This is a genomic window from Ochrobactrum sp. C6C9 (genome assembly GCF_022627935.1).
GTDB classification, from domain to species: Bacteria; Pseudomonadota; Alphaproteobacteria; order Rhizobiales; family Rhizobiaceae; genus Brucella; species Brucella teleogrylli.
On sequence record NZ_JABXGB010000018.1, the window covers coordinates 39168 to 62478 of the forward strand.

The following is a 23311-nucleotide window of genomic DNA, read 5'->3' on the forward strand; positions in this document are numbered from 1 at the left end:
CTGCCTCCCGGTTAGAATCTGCCTGTAACATCGATGCTCGCACCATAGGCCATATCCCGGTTTACGGTGCGCGCGAGATAAGGCGTCACGCCCACACTCAAAACCTCGCTGAACGCATAGGATAAAGTGGTCGACAGGCTGCCACGCGTATGCGCCACATCCGCATCGAAGCTGAGCGCCCCGATATAATCGGCACTTGCCGTCACGCTCAGATCATCATGCGCGATGTCTTGTTCGATCTCTGCATTGATCAGCCACCGCACCTTGTCGCTTAACGGCATGGCATAGTTTGCCCCGAGATAGACCGCAGTGCGGCGCGACTTCACAGCCGAATAGGTGAACGGGAAATAAGCGTTGGTTTCCGTATAACCGTCCATCTTCAGATCGCTGTAACGCAGTCCGGCATAATAGCCGAAGACGGCACCGCTGGAGAGTTCATGCGAGCGCCCGGCTTCCAGCGACGCACCCCAGCCTTTGATCGTGCTCTCGCCCATGCCAGCCTCGGTATAATCCAGCATCTGCCGCGTGCGCTCGACATCGTAGCGACTGGCGGCAACCGAACCTTGCAGATACCAGTGGCCCGTCGTCGTCGGCGCACGCCAGCGGGCATAGAAACCGCCGCCAATATTGTCATTATCCCGGTCGAAACTATCCGGCATATCGCGCCAAAAAGAATGCGCCACGGTGATGCCCGCCAGAAAATTATCGGTAAAGGCATGCGCCATGGAAATCCAGTCAAGCGCATCGGTGGTCTCGCCCGAACGCCCGATATCCGCTGACAGCGAGTAGCAGCTCTCCCCCGCCTTTGCGACGTCGCAAGAGCGTTGCAAGCGCCCCAGTTTTCCACGCTGCGATTCCATCACCGAAAATGTATCCCCGGCCAGCGCAGCAACAGTTTTCGCCGTGTTGGTCACATCAACGGCGACCGATTGTATCGGCGGCGACCCGGTTTCTGTCCCCGGGACCTGCGGTTCTGTTCCGCCCGAACCGGGCGCCGGTGCAGGCGTTTCGGTAACAGGTGGCGGAGGATTTTGCCCATCGGGTGGCGATCCCGGCTGAGAACCGGACCCGGTTTCCGACCCTGGGGTTTCAGGCTCGGTTCCGCCCGAACCGGGCCCCGGTCTTGGCGTTCCGGTAACAGGCGGCGGCCCTGTCTCGCCCGGGTCGGGATCGGGCTTCGGTGTCGTCACTGGCGGAGACGAAATCAGCAGTTTCCAGACTGCCGCATGCGACACTCCGGATGCCAGCGTCGAGGTGCCCACCACGACCGTGCCATCAGCCGACATGGCCATGGCCGTCGACGACACACCGCCAAGTGTGCCGAGATCGGTTGGTACGGTGGCGCCATTCGCCCAGTAAACCGCGTGGGAATTGCCCTCCCTTGTGGTCGAAGACCCGACGATGATTGAACCGTCAGCCGAGATAGACGCAACGTCGGATGAATACCCGCCGAGCGTGCCAAGATCGGTCGGCGTGGTCGCGCCGGTCCGCCAGGATACCGCACGGAATTCGCCGAACTCATTGTTGGATACGCCCGCAAGCACGGAACCGTCAGCTGACAGGGTGAGAACATCAGAATAGTAGCCGCCAAGCGTGCCGAGATCAGACGGCGACAAGGCACCGTCAGTCCAAGTCGCGGCGTGGAGTTCTCCGTTGCTCGTCTCCGACTGCCCTGCAATGACGCGCCCGTTCGCGGATACAACATTTGCGGTCGACGTTGCACCACCAAGCGTTCCCAAATCGGTCGGCGTCAGCGCCCCGTTCATCCAGGACACGGCATGAGAAACATTGGGCGCATATTCCGCATAACCGACAATCACCAAACCATCGGCGGAAACGGCCTTGGCAAAGGATGTGTTGTTGTTGAGCGTTCCAAGATCGACTGGAGATGTTGCACCGTTCGTCCACTTCACTGCCCGGTTCTTGCCATCCGACTTTGTGGAATTGCCGATAATGATGCTGCCGTCAGCGGACAAGGCAACAGCATCTGAAAAATCGCCCCCCAGCGTTCCAAGGTCGGTGGCCATTGTCGCGCCATCCGCCCACGACACAGCGTGTTGCGCAGCGCCAATCGTCGCCCGCCCGATAATGAATGTGCCATCCGCCGAGACGGCATTGACGACGGAATTGCTGCCGCCCGTCACAGAAAGGACGGTCGGCGTGGCGATCCCCCCGGCCCACGATACCGCCGAAATGCCACCGGATGTCTGCGCCCTGCCCGCTATGACCGCCCCATTCGCAGACACGGCAGTGGCGAAGGCATCGCCAGCAAGCGCACCGAAATCAAGCGGCAGACCCGATTGTTTCACATCAGCGGCATGCGCCGGGCAAACAAAGACCATCATCCCGAGCAGCAACCCGGAAACATTCTTAAGGATCGCTTCCATTGCGACCTCTTAAATACAAATAGGATATGTTACGGGAATAGATCCTTTAATTATAATATTAGAATACATGATACCCCTCACAAAACCATGTATTTTTATTATAAATTTATTTTTAACTCCGGCAATATCAATTGTTCCATATTAGAACATATGATTATTATTTATAATTATTTATAATTACTTTTAAATAATATACACATCTACGGCAGCATTCTTTCATTACAAAAAGGCCCAACCTGAAAACAGATCGGGCCTTCTATTTGCCTTAAAACTCTGTCTAACCTTCGATCAGAGCTTGTAAAAATCCTTGATCTGATCCCAGGCTTCATCCGCCGTTTCGACGAAATTCAGAAGCTCGATATCGGCGGGCGAGATTGTACCCTGCTCGGCCAGAAATTCGATATTGATCGCCTTGGTCCAGAACTCCTTGCCGAACAGGATCAGCGGCATGCGCTCCATACGGTTGGTCTGGATCAGCGTCATCGCTTCAAACAACTCGTCCATTGTGCCGAAACCGCCCGGAAACACGCAGATCGCCTTTGCGCGCATCAGGAAATGCATCTTGCGGATCGCGAAATAATGGAAGTTGAAGCATAGCTCCGGCGTCACATAGGGGTTCGGCGCCTGTTCATGCGGCAGCACGATATTGAGGCCGATGGTCGGTGCACCGACATCGGCGGCACCGCGATTGCCTGCTTCCATCACGCCCGGTCCGCCGCCCGTCACCACGATGAATTCGCGATAATAGGTCGTGGCCGAATATTCTGAGCAAATCCGCGCGAATTTACGCGCTTCCTCGTAATAATGAGAATTGGCTTCGAGATTCTTCTTCTGCACCTCGTTCTTCGCCGCCCATGCCTCGCCGCCCGGCTCTGGGATGCGCGCGCCGCCGAACATCACCACCGTCGATTTGATGCCGCGGTCGGCAAGGATCAGCTCCGGCTTGAGCAGTTCAAGTTGCAGGCGCACCGGGCGCAGGTCACGGCGCGTCAAAAAATCGTCGTCCGTGAAAGCAAGGCGATAGGCAGGCGCTTCCGTCTGGGGCGTTTGCGGTACGGTTTTTGCCTGCTTGATCGCTTCCTCGGAATTCGGGAAAGGCGTCCAGCCAGACTTCTCCATCGGGTTCATGCTTCTCACCTGCTCCTTAAAACCTGTTACCAAACTCATTCTCAGGCCAAATGTTTAATCTGTCTCAAACATGTCGGACATTGTTCGAGAATGAGATCAAGAGCGCGCAATTGCGCCGTGATCATGATTGACCCATTTGGCGCCTTCGCTTAATCACTTTCATGACAATCGGCCGGATCACCTACCGGCTTGCCATCCGCTGCCCATTCACGGAGACTGCACCCCATGACCAAGCCAGACCTCGCCTCCCTCGAAAAGACCATCGACAAGGCTTTTGACGAGCGCGACGGTATCAGCACGGCAACCCGTGGCGAAATCCGCGATGCCGTTGAACAGTCGCTTATCCTGCTCGATCGCGGCGAGGCCCGTGTCGCAGAAAAACAGGCGGACGGCAACTGGCAAGTCAACCAATGGCTGAAGAAAGCAGTATTGCTCTCCTTCCGTCTCAATCCGATGGAAGTCATCAAGGGCGGCCCCGGCCAGTCATCCTGGTGGGACAAGGTGCCGTCCAAGTTCGACGGCTGGACTGCGAATGAATTCGAAAAGGCCGGTTTCCGCGCCGTGCCGAACTGCATCGTACGCCACTCGGCCTATATAGCGCCGAACGCCATCCTGATGCCATCTTTCGTCAATCTCGGCGCTTATGTCGATGAAGGCACCATGGTCGACACCTGGGCAACCGTCGGCTCCTGTGCGCAGATCGGCAAGAATGTGCATCTCTCCGGCGGCGTCGGCATTGGCGGCGTTCTGGAACCGATGCAGGCCGGACCGACCATCATCGAAGACAATTGCTTCATCGGCGCACGTTCGGAAGTCGTGGAAGGCTGCATCGTGCGTGAAGGCTCGGTGCTCGGCATGGGCGTCTTCATCGGCAAATCGACCAAGATCGTCGATCGCGCCACAGGCGAAGTCTTCTATGGCGAAGTCCCGCCTTATTCGGTCGTCGTCGCCGGCACCATGCCCGGCAAGAACGTACCCGGTGAAAACTGGGGCCCCAGCCTCTATTGCGCCGTGATCGTCAAGCGCGTCGATGAAAAGACCCGCTCGAAGACCTCGATCAATGAATTGCTGCGCGACTGATGCGCGACTAATACAAAGCAAAAAGGCGAAGCTCGTGCTTCGCCTTTTTCATTATCGTGCAGCCTTTGTAATTTGGCCGCAACGCTCCAAGATCATCGGCCAGCTTATTTGCGATGGCTGGACGGAGAAGCATCTCCGAACCGATTGGCTGAACCGTCTCTTTGAGTTGACGATCCACGGCGGATGGTCGCCGTTGCAGTGTTATCAACATTGCGACCGATGCCGAAAACTGGTCCGGCAGAAGGCGCTTTGAAAGCCTTCTCCTGAGCAATATGGTCTTGCGGCATTCCCACATACGGGTTTTCCGCATAAGCAGCCCCCGCGCTAAAAGCGACAGCGAGGGAAGCAAAGACTAGTTTCTTCATACTCGTACTCCTTACAATTTGTCCCGTTACCGGCATTCAGCCGCAGCCCTTCGCAGGCTGACAGGGACAGTTCAAAAGAGCGCAGCGCTTCCCGCAATCACTCCGCTGTCGCCCAAATGAGACACAATTAGAAGAAATTCCAGTCACAAAAATGCGATATTGGTAACTGAGAAATGCTAGAAATTTGTTGCTGAAATTCCTGACGCAAAAAATTATCTAACTATTTTATATATTTATAAAAGAACTATGCGATCACACTTCTGTGAAGCACCCTCGACAGCCCAAACCTTGCGCATTGAACATTGTATTATAAATATGAACAATAAGAAGTTTCTTATAATTCGCCATCACCTATAAAAAAGGCGAAGCTGGCGCTTCGCCTTTTTCATTCGAGCATTTGCGCTTCAAGATGGGTCGCCCCTTCGGATGGCGCAAAGCCTCTGGTCCGGGCCGTGGTCCGGGGAGGCCTCGCAGCCATCCTCCGGGGAGATTGCTAAGCTACCAGGGCATTAATTTTCATAACTGGAAGGCGAAGCATCACCGAAGCGGTTGGCCGAACCATCATGATAAACCGGGGTCGACTGGCGAATGGTCGCCGTTGCGGTGTAATCGACATCACCCTTCGTGCCGAAGAGCGGACCCGTATTCGGGGTCTTGAAGGCCTTCTCCTGTATAACCTGGGACTCCGGCATGCCGACATAAGGATTTTCGGCATAGGCTGCACCAGCGCTTAGAGCGACAGCAAGGGCGGCAAGAGCGAGTTTTTTCATTTTCCTATTCCTTCGCATCATGTTGTCCCATCATCGGCATCTGGCCGTTCGAAGCCTTGTTTCAGGCAACAGGGACTTTCAAGTTGGACTAAGCCTTCGCGGCTTTCCCTTCCGGTGTCCGGCAGATCTTCAAAACCTGCACCGGCGACACCTTTGGGACGACATGCAAAGCGGGTGTTTGGAAATATCCCGCTCCATCAGAACCGGGCAGGCTATAGCTCCGGAGAGCCATTAGCCCTGGTTCGCATCGCCAAAACGATTGGCAGAACCATCGCGATAAACCGGAGCGCTGATCGCTGCGGGCGCGGTATAATCAACGGACTGCGATGCGACCGGGGTACGGTCATTTGCATAGAGATTTTCAGGTTCGCCTACGCGTGGGTTTTCAGCGAAAGCAGCACCGGCACTCAGGGCAAGGGCAGCAGTGGTAAGAACAAGCTTCTTCATTTTCTATCTCCTAACAAAATGGAGCGGCGTATGAATTCGTCGTTCCGATACATCCCAAATGGGTAACAATGGGGAAAAGTTCCAGTCACGAAAATTTTAAAAACTTCACAGATTTGTGCACATCGCCTGCCACAATCGTTGCAATTAATACAAAAAAAATAATTAAAAACAAAATGATTGATTACGATTTCTCCATCACGGCCGTGTTACAGCCCTTAATTTGTTCACCAATCTCGAACAGTGTGTTTGAGCTTATTGTATAATAAACGTGAACAATGAGCAATTTTTAATGGAGCAAGGCCTTATCCTGCCGCATCAGACCGGTTCGTGCGAATGCTCCCAATCTTCAACGGGTCCGGTAAAAAGACGCCTCGATCCACCGCAAACCCCGCAAACAAAAAGCCGCATCAAAGATGCGGCTTCAGCGACGGCTCTAATTGCGAGAGGCTCAGCGAGCTCTCCGGCAACGTTCAATTATTGGCAACGGCAACCGACCGTCCGGCGATGGAAACCCACTGGCCGGAATTGGAAGGCGACTGCATCTTGATATAACGATAGGACGTCTTCTCGAGCGGCAGAACCTCATCACGCATATTGTCGAGAATATAATCGCCATGATCGGTGCGGGCGGTCAGCACGATATGCGCCTCGCTACCCTGCACCATGGTAATCAGAAGCTGCGAGGCACTGATGCCGCGCGCCATCAGCTGCGCGCGCTTCATCAGAACATAATCCTCGCAATCACCCTTGCCGTTGACCGGCATGGTCCAGTAGTCGCGCTTGCCGTAATTATCCTGATCGGAAACCGGCTTGATACGGTGATTGACGGAGCTGCTTACGCTTTGCAAAAGTTTCAGGCGCTGCGGTGTCAGCTGCATCGGCGGCAATACACTATGGCTGCGGCAATCGCGTGGATTGCGCCCGCAATAGTCTTTGTGTCCGTAAGGGATGCTTGTTAGTCCGCCCGCTTCACTCCACTGTGCAGCCTTGGCTGGAACCATCGTTGCTCCGAAGAGCGCCATCATGCCTGCTACAGTTGTGGTGATTAAACGCATACACAGTTTCCCATTTTGAAAAAGTTCCCGCTGACCGGCCCGTTTCCCGGGTCTCGTTATCAACTCTTTTTTAACTAACGATGACAGGGGCCATCCGGTCAAGGAAATTTCGTTCCCGAATTGCAACCAGGTTGGAAAAGCGCGTGAAGAGTGAGTTTTCTGCCATGGTCAGAGCCAAGGTTTGTGGTTCCATCCGGACGCATCCCGATCTAGTCTCACACAACAGACGATTCTTGAGTAAGAAGCCGACATCATGAGCCTTTCAGTCAATCCCGCCGAAAATCTTGCCGCCCTGATCCGCTGCCCATCCGTAACGCCTGCCGAAGGCGGCGCGCTGACGGCGCTCGAAGCGATGCTGAAGCCATTGGGCTTTTCCGTCGAACGCCCCGTCTTCAGCGAAGAGGGCACGCCCGACATCGAAAATCTCTATGCGCGCAAATCCGGCAACGGACCGCATCTGATGTTTGCCGGTCATACGGATGTGGTGCCGCCCGGCGATGAAAGCGACTGGAAGCACCCGCCCTTCTCAGCCGCCATCGAAGACGGCATCATGTATGGGCGCGGCGCTGTAGACATGAAAGGCGGCGTTGCCTGTTTCGTTGCCGCTGTGGCACGCCATATCGAAAAGCACGGCAACCTCAAGGGCAGCGTCTCCTTCCTGATCACCGGTGACGAAGAAGGCCCGGCGGTCAATGGAACGGTGAAACTGCTCGACTGGGCAAAGCAACGCGGCGAAAGCTGGGACGCATCCATCGTCGGCGAACCGACCAATCCCAACACGCTTGGCGATATGATCAAGATCGGTCGTCGCGGTTCGCTTTCCGGCACGATCACCGTTCAGGGCGTGCAGGGCCATGCGGCCTATCCGCATCTGGCGGAAAATCCGGTGCGCGGCATCACCACGCTGGTGGACAGCCTGCTTTACCCAGCCTTCGATGAGGGCACGGCGGATTTTCAGGCCAGCAATCTGGAAGTCACCACCATTGATGTTGGCAACAAGGCCACCAATGTCATTCCGAACAAGGCAACGGCTTCGTTCAATATCCGTTTCAACGACACATGGACCGCAGAAAGCCTGCAGGCCGAGATCAGCGCGCGCCTCGCACAGGCAGCGCGCAACAATCGCCTGCGTCCGGGCCGCGACACGCCGATCAGCTATGAACTGACATGGCGCGAAAGCCCGAGCCATGTGTTCCTGACCCGCGATGAAAAGCTGATCAGCACGCTGACTGCTTCCGTCGAGGCCGTGACTGGCAAGCGACCGGAACTGTCGACGTCCGGCGGCACGTCCGATGCGCGCTTCATCAAAGATTATTGCCCGGTGGTGGAGTTCGGCCTTGTGGGCCAGACCATGCATATGGTCGATGAACGTGTGGCCCTTGCCGACCTCGAAGGACTGACACAGATTTATGAGCGCTTCATCGCTGACTTCTTTGGGTAAATAAGGTTCTTCATGCCGAGCCTGGACGATATTTTCAGATATTTTCGGGGCGTCTGGAAAATGATGCTCGGTCGCCGCGACGGTCTCGATTATCTCGATATAACCGCCGAGGGGTTCTGGTCTTCGTTTTTCGCAATAGCGGTGGCTCTGCCGCCGCTTTTTGCCAGCTGGGTGGCCTATGCCGCCGACCTCACCGCCGGACGCGAGGAAGCGGGCATCCGCTTTGCCATCGTGCTGCGGGCCGCCTTCGTCGATGTGGCGGCGTGGGTGGTACCACTGGCCATCATCGGCATGCTGGCCAAGCGGATCGGTATCGTCAAACGCTATGCAGCCTATGTGATCGCCACCAACTGGGGCAGCGCGTTGCTGGCTTGGGTCTTTGCGCCGATCACGCTGTTACAGCTGTTTTTTCCCGGGCGCTTCGATGTGGCGACGCTGTTCGCGCTGATCATGTTCGGCGCTTCGATTGTGCTGAGCTATCGGCTGACCCATGTGGCGCTACAACGCCAGCACGCGTTTGTCGCGCCATTCTTCGCCTGCGTCTTCTTCGGGTCGCTGTTCCTTACCGTGCTGCTTCAGCAGATTTTCGGCATCGGTTTCGACCCGCACGCTTATTAAAAGTCAGTATAGATAAACTGTTAGATAAAACAGTTCTTTTTTAAAGTATTTATAGTATTTTGCAGTTGATAAAATTCAAAATTATATTTTTAAGGTATATAAAATGCATCACAAAACTGTGGGTAGTTACTACGCTTTTTCAGATATCGGCCAGTATTCTGACCAGTTCGCTCGCGTTCAATGGTACCAAGCATCCTGGATCGTTCCATCTGTCCCGACCCAATCACAAAACAAGTCTGAATTACGTTTAGGAATCGAACTTAGAGCTTATGATAGCATGACCATGCTGGCACCAACTTTGACTTGGGATCCAGATAGTGGCTCCTGGTTCATTTCGTGTTTGTATGATGATGAAGGAAATGGGCAGATTTCTGAAGGGAATCGCGCAGTCGTACAACCTGGTGAACTCTTGCTGGCTGGAATAGTACTTACTTCAACTCGTCCGTATATATATGACGTATTCTTCTTGGGAACAAAGCACACTGCAATAAAAAGCACGATAACATTGGACCACGCTGTAAACCAAATGATAGTAAAATTTGATCCATCGACCAGAAACTACGCGGATTTGCCACCAGACGAAAATGTAGAAATAAAGAATATCGGCGTCATTTTAGCTGATACGGGTGGGATACCAGATCCGAACCTTACATTTAATTGGCAGTTTAGCGCCGACGGATTTATCACTCCTTCTGGCAAAAATGGCATAATTGTCGATGACGGTATTTTCTCAGCCGAGATTGATTTCTACTTCAATTAATACTCTTCGAATATCAATACTATTTGTACGTAACGCCCCTAAAACGGAAAAGCGTAATCGACGCCGATCAGATAGAGACCGTAAGGTGGCGCGACCTGTCCGCAAGCCTTGCGGTCTCTTGCTTCAAGCGCCGCCTGCAAATCATCCGCCGTCCAGCGACCGACGCCCACTTCCATCAGGCTGCCTGCGAAGGATCGCACCTGATTATGCAGGAAAGAGCGCGCCGAAACGCGCATTTCGATGATCTCGCCATGGCGTGTGATGTCGAGCCGATCAAGCGTCTTGACCGGGCTTTTGGCCTGACATTGCGTAGCGCGAAAGGTGGTGAAATCATGCTCGCCCAGAAGCAGCTGCGCTGCTTCATGCATCGCCTCGTGGTCGAGGCGTTTTTGCACCCACCAGGCGCGCTGATAATCGACGGCCAGCGGGGCACGACGATTGTGGAAGCGATAGAGATAATGTCGTCCCTGCGCCGAAAAACGCGCATCGAAACTGTCGGTCGTCTTCTCGACATTGAGGATGCTTACGCGCTCATTGGCCATGACCAGATGCGCATTGACCGCATCGCGCACCTTGCCCGCGCCCCAATCCTTCGTGAGATCAACATGCGCAACCTGCGCCGTCGCGTGAACGCCTGCATCGGTGCGGCCCGCAGCACTTAGCGCCAGATCTTCACCGCAGAATTTCTTGAACGCCTGCTCGATAGCACCCTGAACCGTGTGGCCGTTTTCCTGACGCTGCCAGCCCGCATAGGGCGTGCCGTCATATTCGACCAGAAGTCTGTAGCGCGGCACGGGCCTACAAAACCTTCGTAACCGTCGCGCCGCGCAGGAATTCCTGCGCAGGCAAAGACTTGCCGCCCGAGCGCTGCAAAGTGACGAGCCGCACCGCGCCCTCGCCACAGGCAATTGTCAGCCGGTCGTCCAGCACCGTACCCGGCGCACCGGAACCTTCGGCCAGCGTCGAACGCTGAAGTTTGACCCGCTCGACAGCACCGTTGATTTCCATCTCGCACCACGCACCGGGAAAAGGTGCAAGGCCGCGAATGGCATTGTGAACATCCTGCGCCGACTTCGACCAGTCAATGCGCGCTTCTGCCTTGTCGATCTTGGCGGCATAGGTGACGCCCTCTTCGGCCTGTGGCTGTAGCGCCAGACTTTCGCGTTCAAGCGCGCCCAGCGCCCGCACCATCAGATCGGCGCCGATCATGCTCAGGCGATCATGCAATTCGCCCGCCGTCATATCCGGCGTGATCGCCACCTTTTCGGCCATGGCGACCGGGCCCGTATCGAGCCCCTCGTCCATCTTCATGATCATCATGCCGGTTTCGCTATCGCCCGACATGATGGCCCGCTGGATGGGCGCTGCACCGCGCCAGCGCGGCAGAAGCGAGGCATGGCCGTTATAGCAGCCGAGCCGCGGCGCATCGAGAATGGCCTTCGGCAGCAACAGCCCATAGGCCACAACGATGGCGACATCGGCTTCAAGGCTCGCAAAGACGTCCTGTTCTTCCGCGCCCTTGAGGCTCTTCGGCGTGAAGACGGGAATGCCGAACTGCTCGGCCTTTTCATGGACAGGCGACTTGGTCAGCTCCAGCCCTCTGCGCCCTGCCGGACGCGGTGGCTGCGAATAGACCGCGACCACATCATAGCTCTGCCCGATAATAGCGGTCAGGATCGGCACGGAAAAATCCGGCGTGCCCATGAAGACGATACGCATTAAAGAACCTTCTTCGACGCCCGCTGGCTGGCGAGCTTCTTGAATTTTTTGATGACCATATCGCGCTTCAGCTTTGAAATATGATCAATGAAAAGCACGCCATTGAGATGATCGATCTCGTGCTGCAGGCAGGTGGCCATCAGCCCATCGGCTTCCATCGCATGTGGCTTGCCATCGGCATCGAAATATTTGACCTGAATGGCGGCTGGCCGTTCCACTTCCGCATAATAATCCGGAATGGACAGGCAGCCTTCTTCATAGGTGCTGACTTCATCCGTCACACCGACAATCTCGGGATTGATGAAGACATGCGGCGCTTTTTCCTCGCCTTCCTTGGCAAGGTCGATGACGAGCATACGGATCGGCTCGCCCACCTGAATGGCGGCAAGGCCGATGCCCGGCGCGTCATACATGGTGTCGAACATATCGCCGGCAAATTTGCGCAGCTGATCGTCAAAGCGCTCCACTGGCTTGGAAACCAGGCGCAACACAGGATCGGGAAGGATGACAAGCGGTTTTACTGACATGCGCTTCACGTAATCGCTTGAGACAGAATCGTCAATTGTGCTTTGCAAAATGTTCTCGTTTTGATCTCTTCAAGGCAGTACGAATCAGCTAAGCTTGTCGCATGGAAAACCAGAACCTCCTGAATGAGCCGCTTTTGCAGCTTGGTGCCACATCGCTCACGCTGGGAGATATTCTTCTGGCTGGCATCGTGGTGCTCGTGCTTTGCCTCGTCATTTTCCTGATCACGGCGTCGCGCTCTGCACGCCTGCGCGCCGTTGCCGAAGCGCAGGCCGAAGACCGCGCCCGCGATGCCGAATATCGCATGGCGGAGATTCTCAAAGCACAGGCTGAGATGCAGGGCCGCATGCAGACCATGGCGGAGGTTTTCGGCTCGCGGCAGGCGGAATTGAACCAGTCGATCCGCGAAAGGCTCGATGGCATGACGCATCGCATCGGCCAGACCATGACCGAGCAGACGCGCTCGACCCATGAAAATCTTGCCAAGTTGCAGGAGCGTCTGGCCGTGATCGACACGGCGCAGAACAACATCCAGTCGCTCGCCGGACAAGTGGTGCAATTGCAGGCAATCCTCGCCAACAAGCAAACGCGCGGCGCATTCGGCCAGTCACGCATGGAAGCGATCATCGCTGACGGCCTGCCGCAAGGCGCTTATGAATTTCAGGCGACGCTGTCCAACGGCACCCGCCCCGATTGCCTCGTGCGCATGCCCAATAAAGCGCCGTCGCTGGTGATCGACGCCAAATTCCCGCTCGAAGCATGGAACGCCATGCGCGAAACGGAACATCCGGACGCCCGCAAAGCTGCCGTCGCGCAGTTCCGCCGTGACATGGAAATCCATATCAAGGATGTTTCCGACAAATATCTGATTACCGGCGAAACGCAGGACACGGCGTTTCTGTTTGTGCCGTCAGAGTCGATCTTTGCCGATATTCACGAGCATTTCGAAGCGCTTATCCAGCGTGCGCACCGGGCGCGGATCGTGATCGTCTCGCCATCGCTGCTGATGCTGTCCATTCAGGTTATTCAGGCCATCCTGAAAGACGCCCGCATGCGCGAACAGGCGCATGTCATTCAGGGCGAAGTGATCCGCCTGATGGAAGATGTTGGCCGTTTGGACGAGCGTGTGCGCAAGTTGCAAACCCACTTTGTGCAGGCCAACAAGGATATTGACGATATTCTGGTGTCGTCCAACAAGGTTACCCGGCGCGGCGCGAAGATCGAAGCGCTGGAATTCGGCGAAAAGCCAGCCGAGGAAACGCCACGGCCCCAAGCGAGACCAGCGGAAAGCGCGCCCACCCAAATGCGCCTGCGCGTGGTGGATGAGGACTGACCGTGTTTTCCCTCATCCTGAGGAGGTGCGAAGCACCGTCTCGAAGGACGAGGGAAGCTTACAATAGAGGTGCCGCCGCCGCCCTCATCCTGAGGTGCGGAGCAAAGCGACACCTCATCCTGAGTTCATCGAAGGATCGGGTAAAAATCCCCTCACGAATTAACTGGCCGATCTGAATGACCGAGATCGCGTTCCGGCCAGACGAGATCGCGCACGCGCTGTTTCAGAACCTTGGCTTGCGGAAAGCCACCATCGCGCTTGCGTTCCCAGATGAGTTCCTCGTTGCCATCGGGCATCAGCACCCGGATTTCAAAAACCCCGCCAGTGCCCGGACGCAATGCGACTTCCGCCAGATCCTGCCCGAAAGTCTGCAACAGCTCCTGCGCCATCCAAGCAGCGCGCAACAGCCAATTGCATTGGGTGCAGTAGGTGATGGAGACGCGGGGATTTACAGACATTGATTTCAACTTTCCGAGCGCGAGCGATCCTGTAGCCGGTCGCTGTGGCTTGTTCGACAGTCAAATTTGCAGCAACATTTAGCTTCCCAAGACGCGCGGGGGCAAGTCATGGAAGTAACAATCTACATTCTGCGTTGCGCGGATGGATCTTATTATACCGGGCTCACCAAGCAGCACATCGAAGCTCGGTTATGGGAGCATAATGAGGGTATTTATGACGGGTACACAAAGAAGCGGAGGCCCGTCGAGCTTGTTTTCACGGAAACCTATGACCGGATCTTGGACGCCATTGCACGCGAACAACAGATCAAAGGTTGGTCACGGGCAAAGAAAGAAGCATTAATTGCGCTGGATTATGAGGGCTTGCCGGAACTGTCAAAGCGAAGATGAAGCTATGTCACGCTCCCTCCCCCCTCATCCTGAGGAGGTACCCTGAGCGAAGCGAAGGGAACCGTCTCGAAGGGCTGAGGGGGAGCGCTGTCGCCCTCGTCCTTCGAGACGCCTCCTTCACAAGTTCAGGAGGCTCCTCAGGATGAGGACGAGATTGGCATCATCACAGCTCAAAAGAAAAGGCGCCAGAAGCGCCCAATCTAAAACAACATTCAGCAAACTCGTCCCTGTTTGTGATAGGGAAAAAATCAATCATCGCCCATCTTGAGCGCCTGAATGAAGGCCTCCTGCGGGATTTCGACCTTGCCGAACTGGCGCATGCGCTTCTTGCCTTCCTTCTGCTTTTCCAGAAGTTTGCGCTTACGCGTCACGTCGCCGCCGTAGCACTTGGCCGTCACGTCCTTGCGCAGCGCCGAGATGGTCTCACGCGCCACGATGCGGCCGCCAATCGCAGCCTGGATCGGAATCTTGAACATGTGCTGCGGGATCAGCTCTTTCAGCTTCTCGCAAAGCGCGCGGCCACGCTTTTCCGCAGCCGAACGGTGCACCAGCATCGACAGCGCATCGACCGGCTCTTCGTTGACGAGGATCGACATCTTGACCAGATCGCCCTCGCGATATTCCGAGAGATTATAGTCGAACGAAGCATAACCCTTCGAGATCGACTTCAAGCGGTCGTAGAAATCGAACACCACTTCATTGAGCGGCAGTTCGTAGGTGATCATGGCGCGCGGGCCGACATAGGTGAGGTCCACCTGAATGCCGCGGCGTTCCTGACAGAGCTTCATGATCGCGCCGAGATAATCATCCGGTGTCATGATGGTTGCCTTGATCCACGGCTCTTCGATGGCCGAAATTTTCACCACATCCGGCATGTCGGCGGGGTTGTGCAATTCCTTCTGCGACCCGTCGATCATGTTCAGCCGATAGACAACCGAAGGCGCGGTCGTGATGAGGTCGAGATTGAACTCGCGCTCAAGACGTTCCTGAATGATTTCGAGATGCAACAGGCCGAGGAAACCGCAACGGAAGCCGAAACCGAGCGCTGCAGAGGTTTCCATTTCGAACGAGAACGAAGCATCGTTGAGGCGCAGCTTGCCCATGGCGCCGCGCAGATCTTCGAAATCCGCCGCATCGACCGGGAACAGGCCGCAGAACACCACCGGCTGCGCAGGCTTGAAGCCGGGCAGCATTTTCTCGGTCGGGCGGCGATCCTCGGTGATCGTATCGCCGACGCGCGTATCGGCCACTTCCTTGATGGAAGCGGTGATGAAGCCAAGCTCGCCGGGGCCAAGTTCGTCCATCTGCACCATTTTCGGCGTGAAGACACCGGTGCGTTCCACCGGATATTTCGCGCCCGTGCCCATCATGCGGATGGTCTGGCCCTTTTTCAGCACGCCGTCGATGACGCGCACCAGAACGATGACGCCGAGATAGGAATCGTACCAGCTGTCGACCAGCATCGCCTTGAGCGGCGCATTGCGATCGCCTTCGTTCGGCGCTGGAAGCTGGGTGACAATGGCTTCCAGCACATCTTCGATGCCGAGGCCGGTCTTGGCGGAAATATGCACGGCCTGCGACGCATCGATGCCGATGACTTCCTCGATCTGCTCCTTGACGCGCTCAGGCTCGGCAGCGGGCAGATCGATCTTGTTTAGCACGACCACGATTTCATGGTTGTTGTCGATGGCCTGGTAGACATTGGCCAGTGTCTGCGCTTCCACGCCCTGGGAAGCGTCGACCACCAGAAGCGAACCCTCGCATGCCGCCAGCGAACGCGAGACTTCATAGGCGAAGTCGACATGTCCGGGGGTGTCGATCAGGTTCAGCACATAATCTTCGCCGTTCTTCGCCTTATAGCTGAGACGAACGGTCTGCGCCTTGATGGTGATGCCGCGCTCGCGCTCGATATCCATCGAGTCGAGAACCTGATCCTTCATCTCGCGCGTATCCAGACCGCCCGTCAACTGAATGAGGCGGTCGGCCAGCGTCGATTTGCCATGATCGATATGGGCGACGATCGAAAAATTGCGAATATGGTCAAGTGGTGTGCTCATGCGCGCGATTTAACAGCAAGCAGCGGAATCTCAAAGCTCTATTGCGCTTTAATTGCGGGAAAAAGCCCTGCTATCATGATCGTGACAACAAGTCCCCTTTGCCTTGTGGCAAAAAGGCGATAAATCACCGGCAATACAGACACATTGCGGCTGCTGCTCACAAGCGGCGCAACTGGCTTTCATGCAGGAGTTTAGGATGAAGACCGAACCGAACGAAGTCCACAACAGGCCGAAACTGGTCACCGTTTTCGGCGGCTCCGGCTTTGTCGGACGCGCGGTCGTAGCAAGTCTCACCAAGCGTGGCTATCGTGTGCGCGTTGCCGTGCGCAAGCCCGAAGTGGCTTATTACATGGCGCCGCTCGGCAATGTCGGGCAGATCCAGATGGCGCAGGCCAATGTCCGCCATCGCGCTTCGGTCGATCTGGTCGTCAAGGGTTCCGACCATGTCGTGAACCTCGTCGGCATTCTGGCGGAAGGCGGTCGCCAGCGTTTCAACACGGTTCAGGTGCTGGGCGCGAAGAACATCGCCGAAGCCGCCAAGGCCGCCGGTATTCCGATGACCCACATTTCGTCGCTCGCTGCCGATGTAAACTCGGCTTCGGACTATGCGCGCACCAAGGCTGAAGGCGAAAACGCCGTGCTTTCCGTGCTGCCGGAAAGCGTTATCCTGCGTCCCTCGATCATTTTCGGTCACGAAGACCGCTTCTTCAACCGCTTCGCCAATATGGCGCGCTTCTCGCCCTTCCTGCCGGTCATAGGTGGTGGTGAAACGAAGCTCCAGCCGGTCTATGTCGGCGATGTGGCGGAAGCCGTTGCGCGTGCTGTCGATGGCAAGCTGATGCCGGGCGGCATCTACGAACTCGGCGGCCCGGATGTGCAACCGTTCAAGAACTGGATGAAGGACATGCTGCGCGTCATCGACCGCAAACGCGTTCTCATTTCGCTGCCATGGTGGGCCGCCGGTCTTCAGGCGACCGTTCTCAGCGTGCTGCCGAATCCGCCGATCACCAAGGATCAGATACGGCTGTTGAAATCCGACAATGTGGTTTCGCAAGCCGCCATCAAGGAAGGTCGTACATTGCAGGGCATGGGCATTACCCCGGAAGGCGTCGACGCCATTCTGCCCGCCTATCTCTGGCGCTATCGCGTGGCCGGTCAGTATACCAAGACCGGTTTTGCGTGAGAGAAGTCGGCTAACCAGTCCGACCAAAATCATTCATGAAAAAATGCCGCCGTATAAATACCGGCGGCTTTTTTTATGCGAGTTTCGCAACAACTCGGTCTTTATATAAATTATTTCTGCAAAATATTGCGATTTTCAGAATGGAATTTTCGATTCAATATGAGGATGTAAGTTAATTTATTTTTGAAAGTATATTTTATATGAATAAATTTGTTACCGTTTCTATGCTGTCTTTCGGCGTGCTTATTTCCGGAATTCAGGCAAGCTCAGCTTGTATGCTGCGTACTCCTCTAGCCCCTTACTGCCACTTTAAATGCGTGATCGATCATTGGGGCGAAGGATTCTGGGAATTTGAAAAATGCTATATCACCACCCCTGCACCGAATCCTAATGCGGGCTCCTAACCGGACAAAAACGGGGCGCAGAATTCTGCGCCCTGTCTGTGTTTTACCCCCAGATCAGAAGGGCAGCTAGCCCCGCCGAACCGACAATCAGACGCCACCAGGCGAAGAGCTTGAAACCGTGACGCGAGACATAATCGAGCAGGTAGCGCACGACGAACACGCCCGAAATGAAGGCCATCACAAAGCCGACGCCGATCAACGCGCCATCATTGACCGTGAGCATGTCGCGGCTCTTGTAAAGATCATAGGCGAAGGCACCGGCCATGGTGGGCATGGCGAGGAAGAACGAGAATTCAGCAGCCGAGCGCTTGTCGGCGCCGAGCAGCAGCGAGCCGACAATCGTGGAACCCGAACGCGATACGCCGGGGATCATGGCGAGGCACTGGATAAAACCGATGGCGAGACACATCGGCAGCGGATAATCCATCACATCATGATAGCGCGGGCGCAAATTGAGCTGATCTACCCAGAGAAGGATCAGACCGCCGAGGATCAGCATGATGCAGACCAGCATCGGCGTTTCGAAAAGCACACTTTTGATGAAGCCATGCGCCAGCGCGCCAATGACAGCGGCGGGCAGGAAGGCGATCAGGATACCGAAAACAAAACGCCGCGTGCGCGCGTCCCGCGGAAAATCCGCCAGAAGCTTGAGCAATTTCGCCGAATAAACGGTCAGAATGGCTAGAATAGCGCCGAGCTGGATCAGCACCTCGAACGTCTTTCCTGTGGATTCAAAGCCCAGAAAATGCCCGACCAGCAACAAATGCCCCGTGGAGGAAACCGGGATAAATTCGGTCAAACCTTCGATCAGACCGAGAAACGCGGCTTCCAGCAGATTAAAAATATCCATGAAGTCAGTACCTTAGAATGATGAGCACAATGGAGGCATCTGAACTGGCCCGCGATTGCGGGTGTTGAGGTGAAAACGAGCACGTCCAGCGATTGCTTGTCTCCCGCAAACATAGGTCTTATAGACTTTATATTCCGTTGAGGCGGCGCCGAATCGCTTGGCAGCAGAAATAGCCTGCTGCATGCGCAAACGCCATGCCAATCTCCGGACGTTCAATTCAAGCTGTGTCAGTCGAGAGTACCGCGTCGATCATGCTTACGCTGTTTCATCATCCCATGTCTTCAGGCTCGCGTTATGTGCGGCTTATCCTCGGCGAATATGGCGTGGAAGCGGAACTGATCGAGGAAAGGCCGTGGTCGCGCCGCAAGGAATTCCTGGCGCTGAACCCTGCCGCCACTTTACCGGTGCTGCTGGCGGAAAACGACCTGCCGGTCGTGGGCGCAACGGTGATTGCCGAATATCTCGATGAGACACGCGGCGCATTGAAGCGCAACCGTCGCCTTCTGCCGGAAAGCCCGATGGAGCGCGCCGAAGTGCGCCGTCTGGTAGACTGGTTCCTGCTGAAATTCGAAAACGAAGTCACGCGCCACATCACCCGCGAGCGCGTTTATAAATTGCAGATGGCGGCTGAAATGGGCGGCAGCGCACCGGATTCGACCGCGATCCGCGCAGCCCGCACCAATATCCGCCAGCATATGAAATATATCGACTGGCTGGCCGCAACCCGCGACTGGCTGGCAGGCGCGCATCCAAGCTATGCCGATATGGCGGCGGCAGCGGCAGTTTCCGTGCTGGATTATCTCGGCGAAATCGAATGGGGCGAAACGCGCGCGGCGCGCGACTGGTATGCGCGCATGAAGTCGCGTCCCGCTTTCCGCCCGCTTCTGTCTGATCGCGTGCGCGGGCTTGCCCCGGTGGCCCATTATGGCGATCTCGACTTCTAATTCGAAAACAGAAAAACTGAAGCGCTTCCTCATCGAAGAAGCCAAAGCCGTGGGGTTCGACGCCGTCGCCTTCACCACGCCCGCTGCTATCCCGCAGGCGCCTGAACGCCTGCGGCAATATATTGCCGACGGCCATCACGCGGATATGCTCTGGATGGAAGAGACCGAAGAGCGCCGCGCCAATCCCGGCGTGCTGTGGCCCGAAGTCCGTTCCATCATGATGCTGGCCATGAATTACGGGCCGGACACCGACCCGCTGGCTATCCTCGACCAGAAAGATCGTGCGGCCATATCGGTCTATGCGCAGAACCGCGATTATCACGACATCATCAAGGGCAAGCTGAAGCATGTGGCAAGCCGCTTCGCCGCGCGGGCCGGGCAGGACGTCAAAGTCTTCGTCGATACTGCGCCCGTCATGGAAAAGCCGCTGGCGGAAGCCGCAGGCCTTGGCTGGCAGGGCAAGCACACCAATCTGGTCAGCCGCGAACTGGGGTCATGGCTGTTTCTCGGCTCGATCTTCACCACGGCGGAAATCCCGCCAGATGAGCCAGACCGGGATCATTGCGGCTCCTGCCGCGCTTGTCTCGACGCCTGCCCGACCAGGGCCTTTCCAGCACCCTATCGCATCAATGCAGGCCGCTGCATTTCCTATCTCACCATCGAGAACAAGGGGCCTATTCCGGCGGAGTTCCGCAAGGTGATGGGCAACCGCATCTATGGTTGCGACGACTGCCTTTCGGTCTGCCCGTGGAACAAATTTGCGCAGGCAACCAGCGAAATGAAGCTGAAGGCGCGCGACGATCTGAAAGCGCCCCGTCTCAGCGACCTGCTGGCGCTCGACGATCCGGCGTTTCGCGCGCTTTTTTCCGGCTCGCCGGTCAAGCGGATCGGGCGCGACCGCTTCATCCGCAATGTGCTGATCGCGGCGGGCAATTCCGGCGATACAACGCTTTTGCCACAGATCGAAGCGCTGCTTGGCGATGCCGCACCTGTCGTACGCGGGGCGGCAGTCTGGGCCTTGAAGCAACTGGCCGAGCCGGGCCATGTCGATGCCTTGCAAAAACGTCTGGCCTCCACGGAGGAGGATGCTACGGTGCAGGAAGAGTGGAATACGGAGACAGTCTGATATGCGCATTTTCCTGTTCGGGGCCGGATATTCGGCGCAAGCCTTTGCCAAGCGGATGACGGGAGAAATAGAGCGCATCGACGGAACCACCCGTCATGAACAGAAATTCCCGATCCTTGAGAAATCCGGCATTGCGCCGGTCTTGTTCGATGGTGAAACGCCCTCGCCCGACCTTCTGGAACGGCTTGCCAAGGCAACCCATGTGGTGGTCTCGGTTGCGCCCGGCGAAGCGGGCGACCCGACGCTCGCATGGGTCGAAGAAGCGCTGCGCCGCCCAGACAATACGATTCGCTGGATCGGCTATCTCTCCACCGTCGGCGTTTATGGCGATCACAAGGGCGCTTGGGTGGATGAAACCACACCCTGCAAGCCGGTTTCGCGCCGCAGCCTAGAACGCGTCGAGGCGGAGCAGGCCTGGACAGAATTGAGCGAGCGGCATGGAACGCCGCTGGCTATTCTGCGGCTGTCGGGCATTTACGGTCCCGGTCGCAATGCTTTCGTCAATCTGGAGCGCGGCACGGCGCGACGTCTCGTCAAGCAGGATCAGGTTTTCAACCGCATCCATGTGGAAGACATTGCGGGCGCTTTGCGCTTTCTCGCGGGCACCGATACGGGCGGTATTTTCAACATTACCGACAATGAGCCATCGCCGCCGCAGGATGTCGTTGCCTATGCAGCGGAGCTGATGGGCGTCACGCCGCCGCCGGAAGTGGCGTTCGAAGAAGCAGAACTGACACCGATGGCGCGCTCCTTCTATGGTGAGAACAAGCGCGTCTCCAATAAGCGTATTGAAGCGCTGGGCTATTCCTTCGCTTATCCCGACTACAGAACCGCCTTTTCGGCCATGTGGCGCGACGAAAACTGGCGCTGATTGCATGCGCGCGCACCTTCGGGTAAAAGCGCTGATACAAATTTCAAACCGGGACAAGAACGATGGGTAACAGCAAGTCAGCAGATAAATAAGCCGCAACAGCTTTTCCAACCTGTTGCGGCATCTGTCCCGGACCAATTTCTTCCATTGCAGGCAGATTGCCGCCCGATTGTCTTCGAGCGGATGCTTTGTCATGCCATTTGATCCTCAGAAAACTCCATCCTGGAGCTTCACCTTGCCATTCGCGCTTGCGCTGATGGCTCCCTTCGACATTCTTGCCTCGCTGGCCATGGATATCTACCTGCCGGTGGTGCCCTCCATACCCGCAATTCTGCAAACGACGCCTTCCATGGTGCAACTGACACTCAGTCTCTACATGGTGATGCTGTGCGTCGGGCAACTCATCTTCGGCCCATTGTCGGACCGCATCGGGCGCAAGCCGGTGCTGCTTGGCGGCGGGGTCGTCTTTGCGCTTTCTTCCTTCGCGCTGGCAGCGACCGATAGCGCCACGCTTTTCGTCGCCTTGCGGTTCACCCAGTCTGTCGGCGCGTCGGCAGCACTTGTCGCAACTTTTGCCACGGTGCGCGACGTCTATGCCAACCGCCCGGAAGGCGCGACGATCTACGGCCTTTTCAGTGCCATGCTGTCCTTCGTTCCGGCGATTGGCCCAATCGCTGGTGCACTGATCGCCAGCGGTTTCGGCTGGCGCGCGATCTTCACGACACTCGGTCTACTTGGCCTTATCGCAACAGGACGGGCCTACCGCCACTGGCCCGAAACGCGCCCTGAATGCACTGGCGCGAACAATACAAATACCTTGAAAATATTGAAGGATTTCCCGTTCTGGACCTACACGCTGGGTTTCGGCACCGCGATGGGCACCTTCTTCGTTTTCTTCTCCACCGCGCCGCGCATTCTGATCGAAAGAGGCGGCTACGGAGAAACGGAATTCAGCCTGGCATTTGCAAGCGTTGCCCTTGTCATGATTGCCGCCACGCGCCTCCTGTCGCGTCACACGCGGAAATGGGGTGTGCGCAAAAGCGTGGCGCTGGGCATGGTCGTGCTCCTTGCCAGCGCGCTGGCTTTGCTCCTCACGGAACAGCTGCTGCAGCCATCCTTCGCCAGCCTGATAGCGCCGATGTGGCTGGCGGCCATCGGCATTGTTTTGACAGCATCCATGACAGCAAACGGCGCTTTGGCGGCCTTTGACGACAGTGCGGGCATGGCTGTCGCGCTTTACTTCTGCATACAGAGCCTGATGGTCAGTCTGGCGGGAACGGTCCTCGTCATTTTGCTGCCCGGCGACACGGCATGGCCGCTGATCGCGTTCTGCACCGTCATGCCCCTTGTGGTCCTGACCATGCTTGCAAGGTTGCAACGGAGCTGATCGAAAAGCCGGT

Annotated in this window: 23 protein-coding genes; 11 read left to right on the forward strand and 12 right to left on the reverse strand. The window is 56.4% G+C overall.

Annotated features, from left to right (window positions below):
- Window positions 1-11 precede the first annotated feature (11 nt).
- Window positions 12-2387 (reverse strand): autotransporter domain-containing protein, encoded by a 2376-nt coding sequence (locus HWD97_RS15300; RefSeq protein ID WP_371835181.1) that lies wholly within the window; start codon window positions 2385-2387, stop codon window positions 12-14.
- A gap of 288 nt (window positions 2388-2675) precedes the next feature.
- Window positions 2676-3515: an LOG family protein gene (locus tag HWD97_RS15305; protein WP_371835182.1), complete on the reverse strand. Its 840-nt coding sequence runs from the start codon at window positions 3513-3515 to the stop codon at window positions 2676-2678.
- Between the two features lie 225 nt (window positions 3516-3740).
- On the opposite strand from HWD97_RS15305, the gene dapD reads away from it, so the two are divergent.
- A complete protein-coding gene (gene dapD, locus HWD97_RS15310; protein WP_171319596.1) occupies window positions 3741-4595 on the forward strand; it encodes a 2,3,4,5-tetrahydropyridine-2,6-dicarboxylate N-succinyltransferase in 855 nt (284 codons plus the stop codon).
- Between the two features lie 104 nt (window positions 4596-4699).
- On the opposite strand, the gene HWD97_RS15315 is transcribed toward dapD, so the two are convergent.
- From HWD97_RS15315 to HWD97_RS15330, 4 genes are all read right to left on the reverse strand, one after another.
- Window positions 4700-4960, reverse strand: coding sequence for a hypothetical protein (locus HWD97_RS15315; RefSeq protein WP_371835183.1), 261 nt, complete (start codon window positions 4958-4960; stop codon window positions 4700-4702).
- Between the two features lie 509 nt (window positions 4961-5469).
- On the reverse strand, window positions 5470-5730 hold the full coding sequence (locus HWD97_RS15320) for a hypothetical protein (protein WP_109369643.1): 261 nt from the start codon (window positions 5728-5730) through the stop codon (window positions 5470-5472).
- A 231-nt stretch (window positions 5731-5961) separates the two neighbouring features.
- Window positions 5962-6177: a hypothetical protein gene (locus tag HWD97_RS15325; RefSeq protein ID WP_371835184.1), complete on the reverse strand. Its 216-nt coding sequence runs from the start codon at window positions 6175-6177 to the stop codon at window positions 5962-5964.
- A 470-nt stretch (window positions 6178-6647) separates the two neighbouring features.
- The gene (locus tag HWD97_RS15330; protein WP_109370293.1) at window positions 6648-7199 is read right to left on the reverse strand and encodes a transglutaminase-like cysteine peptidase; all 552 of its coding nucleotides are present in this window, start codon (window positions 7197-7199) and stop codon (window positions 6648-6650) included.
- Between the two features lie 286 nt (window positions 7200-7485).
- Between HWD97_RS15330 and dapE the strand changes: the two genes are divergently transcribed.
- The 3 genes from dapE (at window position 7486) to HWD97_RS15345 (ending at window position 10051) form a co-directional block, all read left to right on the forward strand.
- On the forward strand, window positions 7486-8673 hold the full coding sequence (dapE, locus tag HWD97_RS15335) for a succinyl-diaminopimelate desuccinylase (protein ID WP_371835185.1): 1188 nt from the start codon (window positions 7486-7488) through the stop codon (window positions 8671-8673).
- Between the two features lie 12 nt (window positions 8674-8685).
- Window positions 8686-9291 (forward strand): hypothetical protein, encoded by a 606-nt coding sequence (locus tag HWD97_RS15340; RefSeq protein WP_140026451.1) that lies wholly within the window; start codon window positions 8686-8688, stop codon window positions 9289-9291.
- 103 nt (window positions 9292-9394) lie between these two features.
- The gene (locus HWD97_RS15345) at window positions 9395-10051 is read left to right on the forward strand and encodes a hypothetical protein (RefSeq protein ID WP_371835186.1); all 657 of its coding nucleotides are present in this window, start codon (window positions 9395-9397) and stop codon (window positions 10049-10051) included.
- Window positions 10052-10089: 38 nt separating this feature from the next.
- Here HWD97_RS15345 and truA read toward each other — a convergent pair whose 3' ends face one another.
- Genes truA through def form a run of 3 tightly spaced genes read right to left on the reverse strand, consistent with a single transcriptional unit; the run spans window position 10090 to window position 12297 of the window.
- Window positions 10090-10845, reverse strand: a complete 756-nt coding sequence (gene truA, locus HWD97_RS15350) for a tRNA pseudouridine(38-40) synthase TruA (RefSeq protein ID WP_371835187.1) — start codon at window positions 10843-10845, stop codon at window positions 10090-10092.
- Window positions 10846-10849: 4 nt separating this feature from the next.
- Window positions 10850-11770 carry a methionyl-tRNA formyltransferase gene (gene fmt, locus HWD97_RS15355; RefSeq protein ID WP_371835188.1) on the reverse strand — a complete coding sequence of 307 codons (921 nt, stop codon included), beginning with the start codon at window positions 11768-11770 and terminating at the stop codon, window positions 10850-10852.
- Window positions 11770-12297, reverse strand: coding sequence for a peptide deformylase (gene def / locus HWD97_RS15360; RefSeq protein WP_371835189.1), 528 nt, complete (start codon window positions 12295-12297; stop codon window positions 11770-11772). The genes fmt and def overlap by 1 nt, the downstream gene beginning before the upstream one ends.
- A gap of 101 nt (window positions 12298-12398) precedes the next feature.
- Here def and HWD97_RS15365 point away from each other — a divergent pair, with 101 nt between their 5' ends.
- Entirely contained in the window at window positions 12399-13628 is a 1230-nt protein-coding gene (locus HWD97_RS15365) for a DNA recombination protein RmuC (protein WP_371835190.1), read from the forward strand.
- A gap of 152 nt (window positions 13629-13780) precedes the next feature.
- On the opposite strand, the gene HWD97_RS15370 is transcribed toward HWD97_RS15365, so the two are convergent.
- Complete coding sequence (locus HWD97_RS15370; protein ID WP_371835191.1) at window positions 13781-14086, reverse strand: SelT/SelW/SelH family protein; 306 nt, start codon at window positions 14084-14086, stop codon at window positions 13781-13783.
- Between the two features lie 108 nt (window positions 14087-14194).
- Here HWD97_RS15370 and HWD97_RS15375 point away from each other — a divergent pair, with 108 nt between their 5' ends.
- Entirely contained in the window at window positions 14195-14476 is a 282-nt protein-coding gene (locus HWD97_RS15375; RefSeq protein ID WP_371835192.1) for a GIY-YIG nuclease family protein, read from the forward strand.
- 248 nt (window positions 14477-14724) lie between these two features.
- Here the strand turns inward: HWD97_RS15375 and lepA are convergent, their stop codons facing one another.
- Window positions 14725-16533 carry a translation elongation factor 4 gene (gene lepA / locus HWD97_RS15380; RefSeq protein ID WP_371835193.1) on the reverse strand — a complete coding sequence of 603 codons (1809 nt, stop codon included), beginning with the start codon at window positions 16531-16533 and terminating at the stop codon, window positions 14725-14727.
- A 196-nt stretch (window positions 16534-16729) separates the two neighbouring features.
- Here lepA and HWD97_RS15385 point away from each other — a divergent pair, with 196 nt between their 5' ends.
- Window positions 16730-17716, forward strand: coding sequence for a complex I NDUFA9 subunit family protein (locus tag HWD97_RS15385; protein WP_371835194.1), 987 nt, complete (start codon window positions 16730-16732; stop codon window positions 17714-17716).
- Between the two features lie 447 nt (window positions 17717-18163).
- Here HWD97_RS15385 and HWD97_RS15390 read toward each other — a convergent pair whose 3' ends face one another.
- Complete coding sequence (locus HWD97_RS15390; protein ID WP_109369654.1) at window positions 18164-18970, reverse strand: undecaprenyl-diphosphate phosphatase; 807 nt, start codon at window positions 18968-18970, stop codon at window positions 18164-18166.
- Between the two features lie 251 nt (window positions 18971-19221).
- Between HWD97_RS15390 and HWD97_RS15395 the strand changes: the two genes are divergently transcribed.
- The 4 genes from HWD97_RS15395 (at window position 19222) to cml (ending at window position 23298) form a co-directional block, all read left to right on the forward strand.
- Window positions 19222-19914: a glutathione S-transferase family protein gene (locus HWD97_RS15395; RefSeq protein WP_140026149.1), complete on the forward strand. Its 693-nt coding sequence runs from the start codon at window positions 19222-19224 to the stop codon at window positions 19912-19914.
- Window positions 19895-21040 carry a tRNA epoxyqueuosine(34) reductase QueG gene (gene queG, locus HWD97_RS15400; protein ID WP_371835195.1) on the forward strand — a complete coding sequence of 382 codons (1146 nt, stop codon included), beginning with the start codon at window positions 19895-19897 and terminating at the stop codon, window positions 21038-21040. The genes HWD97_RS15395 and queG overlap by 20 nt, the downstream gene beginning before the upstream one ends.
- A 1-nt stretch (window position 21041) precedes the next feature.
- On the forward strand, window positions 21042-21911 hold the full coding sequence (locus HWD97_RS15405; RefSeq protein WP_140026151.1) for an SDR family oxidoreductase: 870 nt from the start codon (window positions 21042-21044) through the stop codon (window positions 21909-21911).
- Window positions 21912-22104: 193 nt separating this feature from the next.
- Window positions 22105-23298, forward strand: a complete 1194-nt coding sequence (gene cml / locus HWD97_RS15410; protein ID WP_371835196.1) for a CmlA/FloR family chloramphenicol efflux MFS transporter — start codon at window positions 22105-22107, stop codon at window positions 23296-23298.
- Window positions 23299-23311: the final 13 nt, after the last annotated feature.

Excerpts from the sequence above, each read along its gene's own strand:
- dapE (WP_371835185.1), top strand. The coding sequence starts at position 7,486 with ATGAGCCTTTCAGTCAATCCCGCCGAAAATCTTGCCGCCCTGATCCGC.
- HWD97_RS15390 (WP_109369654.1), bottom strand. The coding sequence starts at position 18,970 with ATGGATATTTTTAATCTGCTGGAAGCCGCGTTTCTCGGTCTGATCGAA.
- HWD97_RS15325 (WP_371835184.1), bottom strand. The coding sequence starts at position 6,177 with ATGAAGAAGCTTGTTCTTACCACTGCTGCCCTTGCCCTGAGTGCCGGT.
- HWD97_RS15305 (WP_371835182.1), bottom strand. The coding sequence starts at position 3,515 with ATGAACCCGATGGAGAAGTCTGGCTGGACGCCTTTCCCGAATTCCGAG.
- HWD97_RS15370 (WP_371835191.1), bottom strand. The coding sequence starts at position 14,086 with ATGTCTGTAAATCCCCGCGTCTCCATCACCTACTGCACCCAATGCAAT.
- HWD97_RS15315 (WP_371835183.1), bottom strand. The coding sequence starts at position 4,960 with ATGAAGAAACTAGTCTTTGCTTCCCTCGCTGTCGCTTTTAGCGCGGGG.
- lepA (WP_371835193.1), bottom strand. The coding sequence starts at position 16,533 with ATGAGCACACCACTTGACCATATTCGCAATTTTTCGATCGTCGCCCAT.
- HWD97_RS15300 (WP_371835181.1), bottom strand. The coding sequence starts at position 2,387 with ATGGAAGCGATCCTTAAGAATGTTTCCGGGTTGCTGCTCGGGATGATG.
- HWD97_RS15330 (WP_109370293.1), bottom strand. The coding sequence starts at position 7,199 with ATGGCGCTCTTCGGAGCAACGATGGTTCCAGCCAAGGCTGCACAGTGG.
- dapD (WP_171319596.1), top strand. The coding sequence starts at position 3,741 with ATGACCAAGCCAGACCTCGCCTCCCTCGAAAAGACCATCGACAAGGCT.
- HWD97_RS15375 (WP_371835192.1), top strand. The coding sequence starts at position 14,195 with ATGGAAGTAACAATCTACATTCTGCGTTGCGCGGATGGATCTTATTAT.
- cml (WP_371835196.1), top strand. The coding sequence starts at position 22,105 with ATGCCATTTGATCCTCAGAAAACTCCATCCTGGAGCTTCACCTTGCCA.
- HWD97_RS15395 (WP_140026149.1), top strand. The coding sequence starts at position 19,222 with ATGCTTACGCTGTTTCATCATCCCATGTCTTCAGGCTCGCGTTATGTG.
- HWD97_RS15365 (WP_371835190.1), top strand. The coding sequence starts at position 12,399 with ATGGAAAACCAGAACCTCCTGAATGAGCCGCTTTTGCAGCTTGGTGCC.
- HWD97_RS15405 (WP_140026151.1), top strand. The coding sequence starts at position 21,042 with ATGCGCATTTTCCTGTTCGGGGCCGGATATTCGGCGCAAGCCTTTGCC.
- HWD97_RS15320 (WP_109369643.1), bottom strand. The coding sequence starts at position 5,730 with ATGAAAAAACTCGCTCTTGCCGCCCTTGCTGTCGCTCTAAGCGCTGGT.
- def (WP_371835189.1), bottom strand. The coding sequence starts at position 12,297 with ATGTCAGTAAAACCGCTTGTCATCCTTCCCGATCCTGTGTTGCGCCTG.
- queG (WP_371835195.1), top strand. The coding sequence starts at position 19,895 with ATGGCGATCTCGACTTCTAATTCGAAAACAGAAAAACTGAAGCGCTTC.
- fmt (WP_371835188.1), bottom strand. The coding sequence starts at position 11,770 with ATGCGTATCGTCTTCATGGGCACGCCGGATTTTTCCGTGCCGATCCTG.
- HWD97_RS15345 (WP_371835186.1), top strand. The coding sequence starts at position 9,395 with ATGCATCACAAAACTGTGGGTAGTTACTACGCTTTTTCAGATATCGGC.
- HWD97_RS15385 (WP_371835194.1), top strand. The coding sequence starts at position 16,730 with ATGAAGACCGAACCGAACGAAGTCCACAACAGGCCGAAACTGGTCACC.
- HWD97_RS15340 (WP_140026451.1), top strand. The coding sequence starts at position 8,686 with ATGCCGAGCCTGGACGATATTTTCAGATATTTTCGGGGCGTCTGGAAA.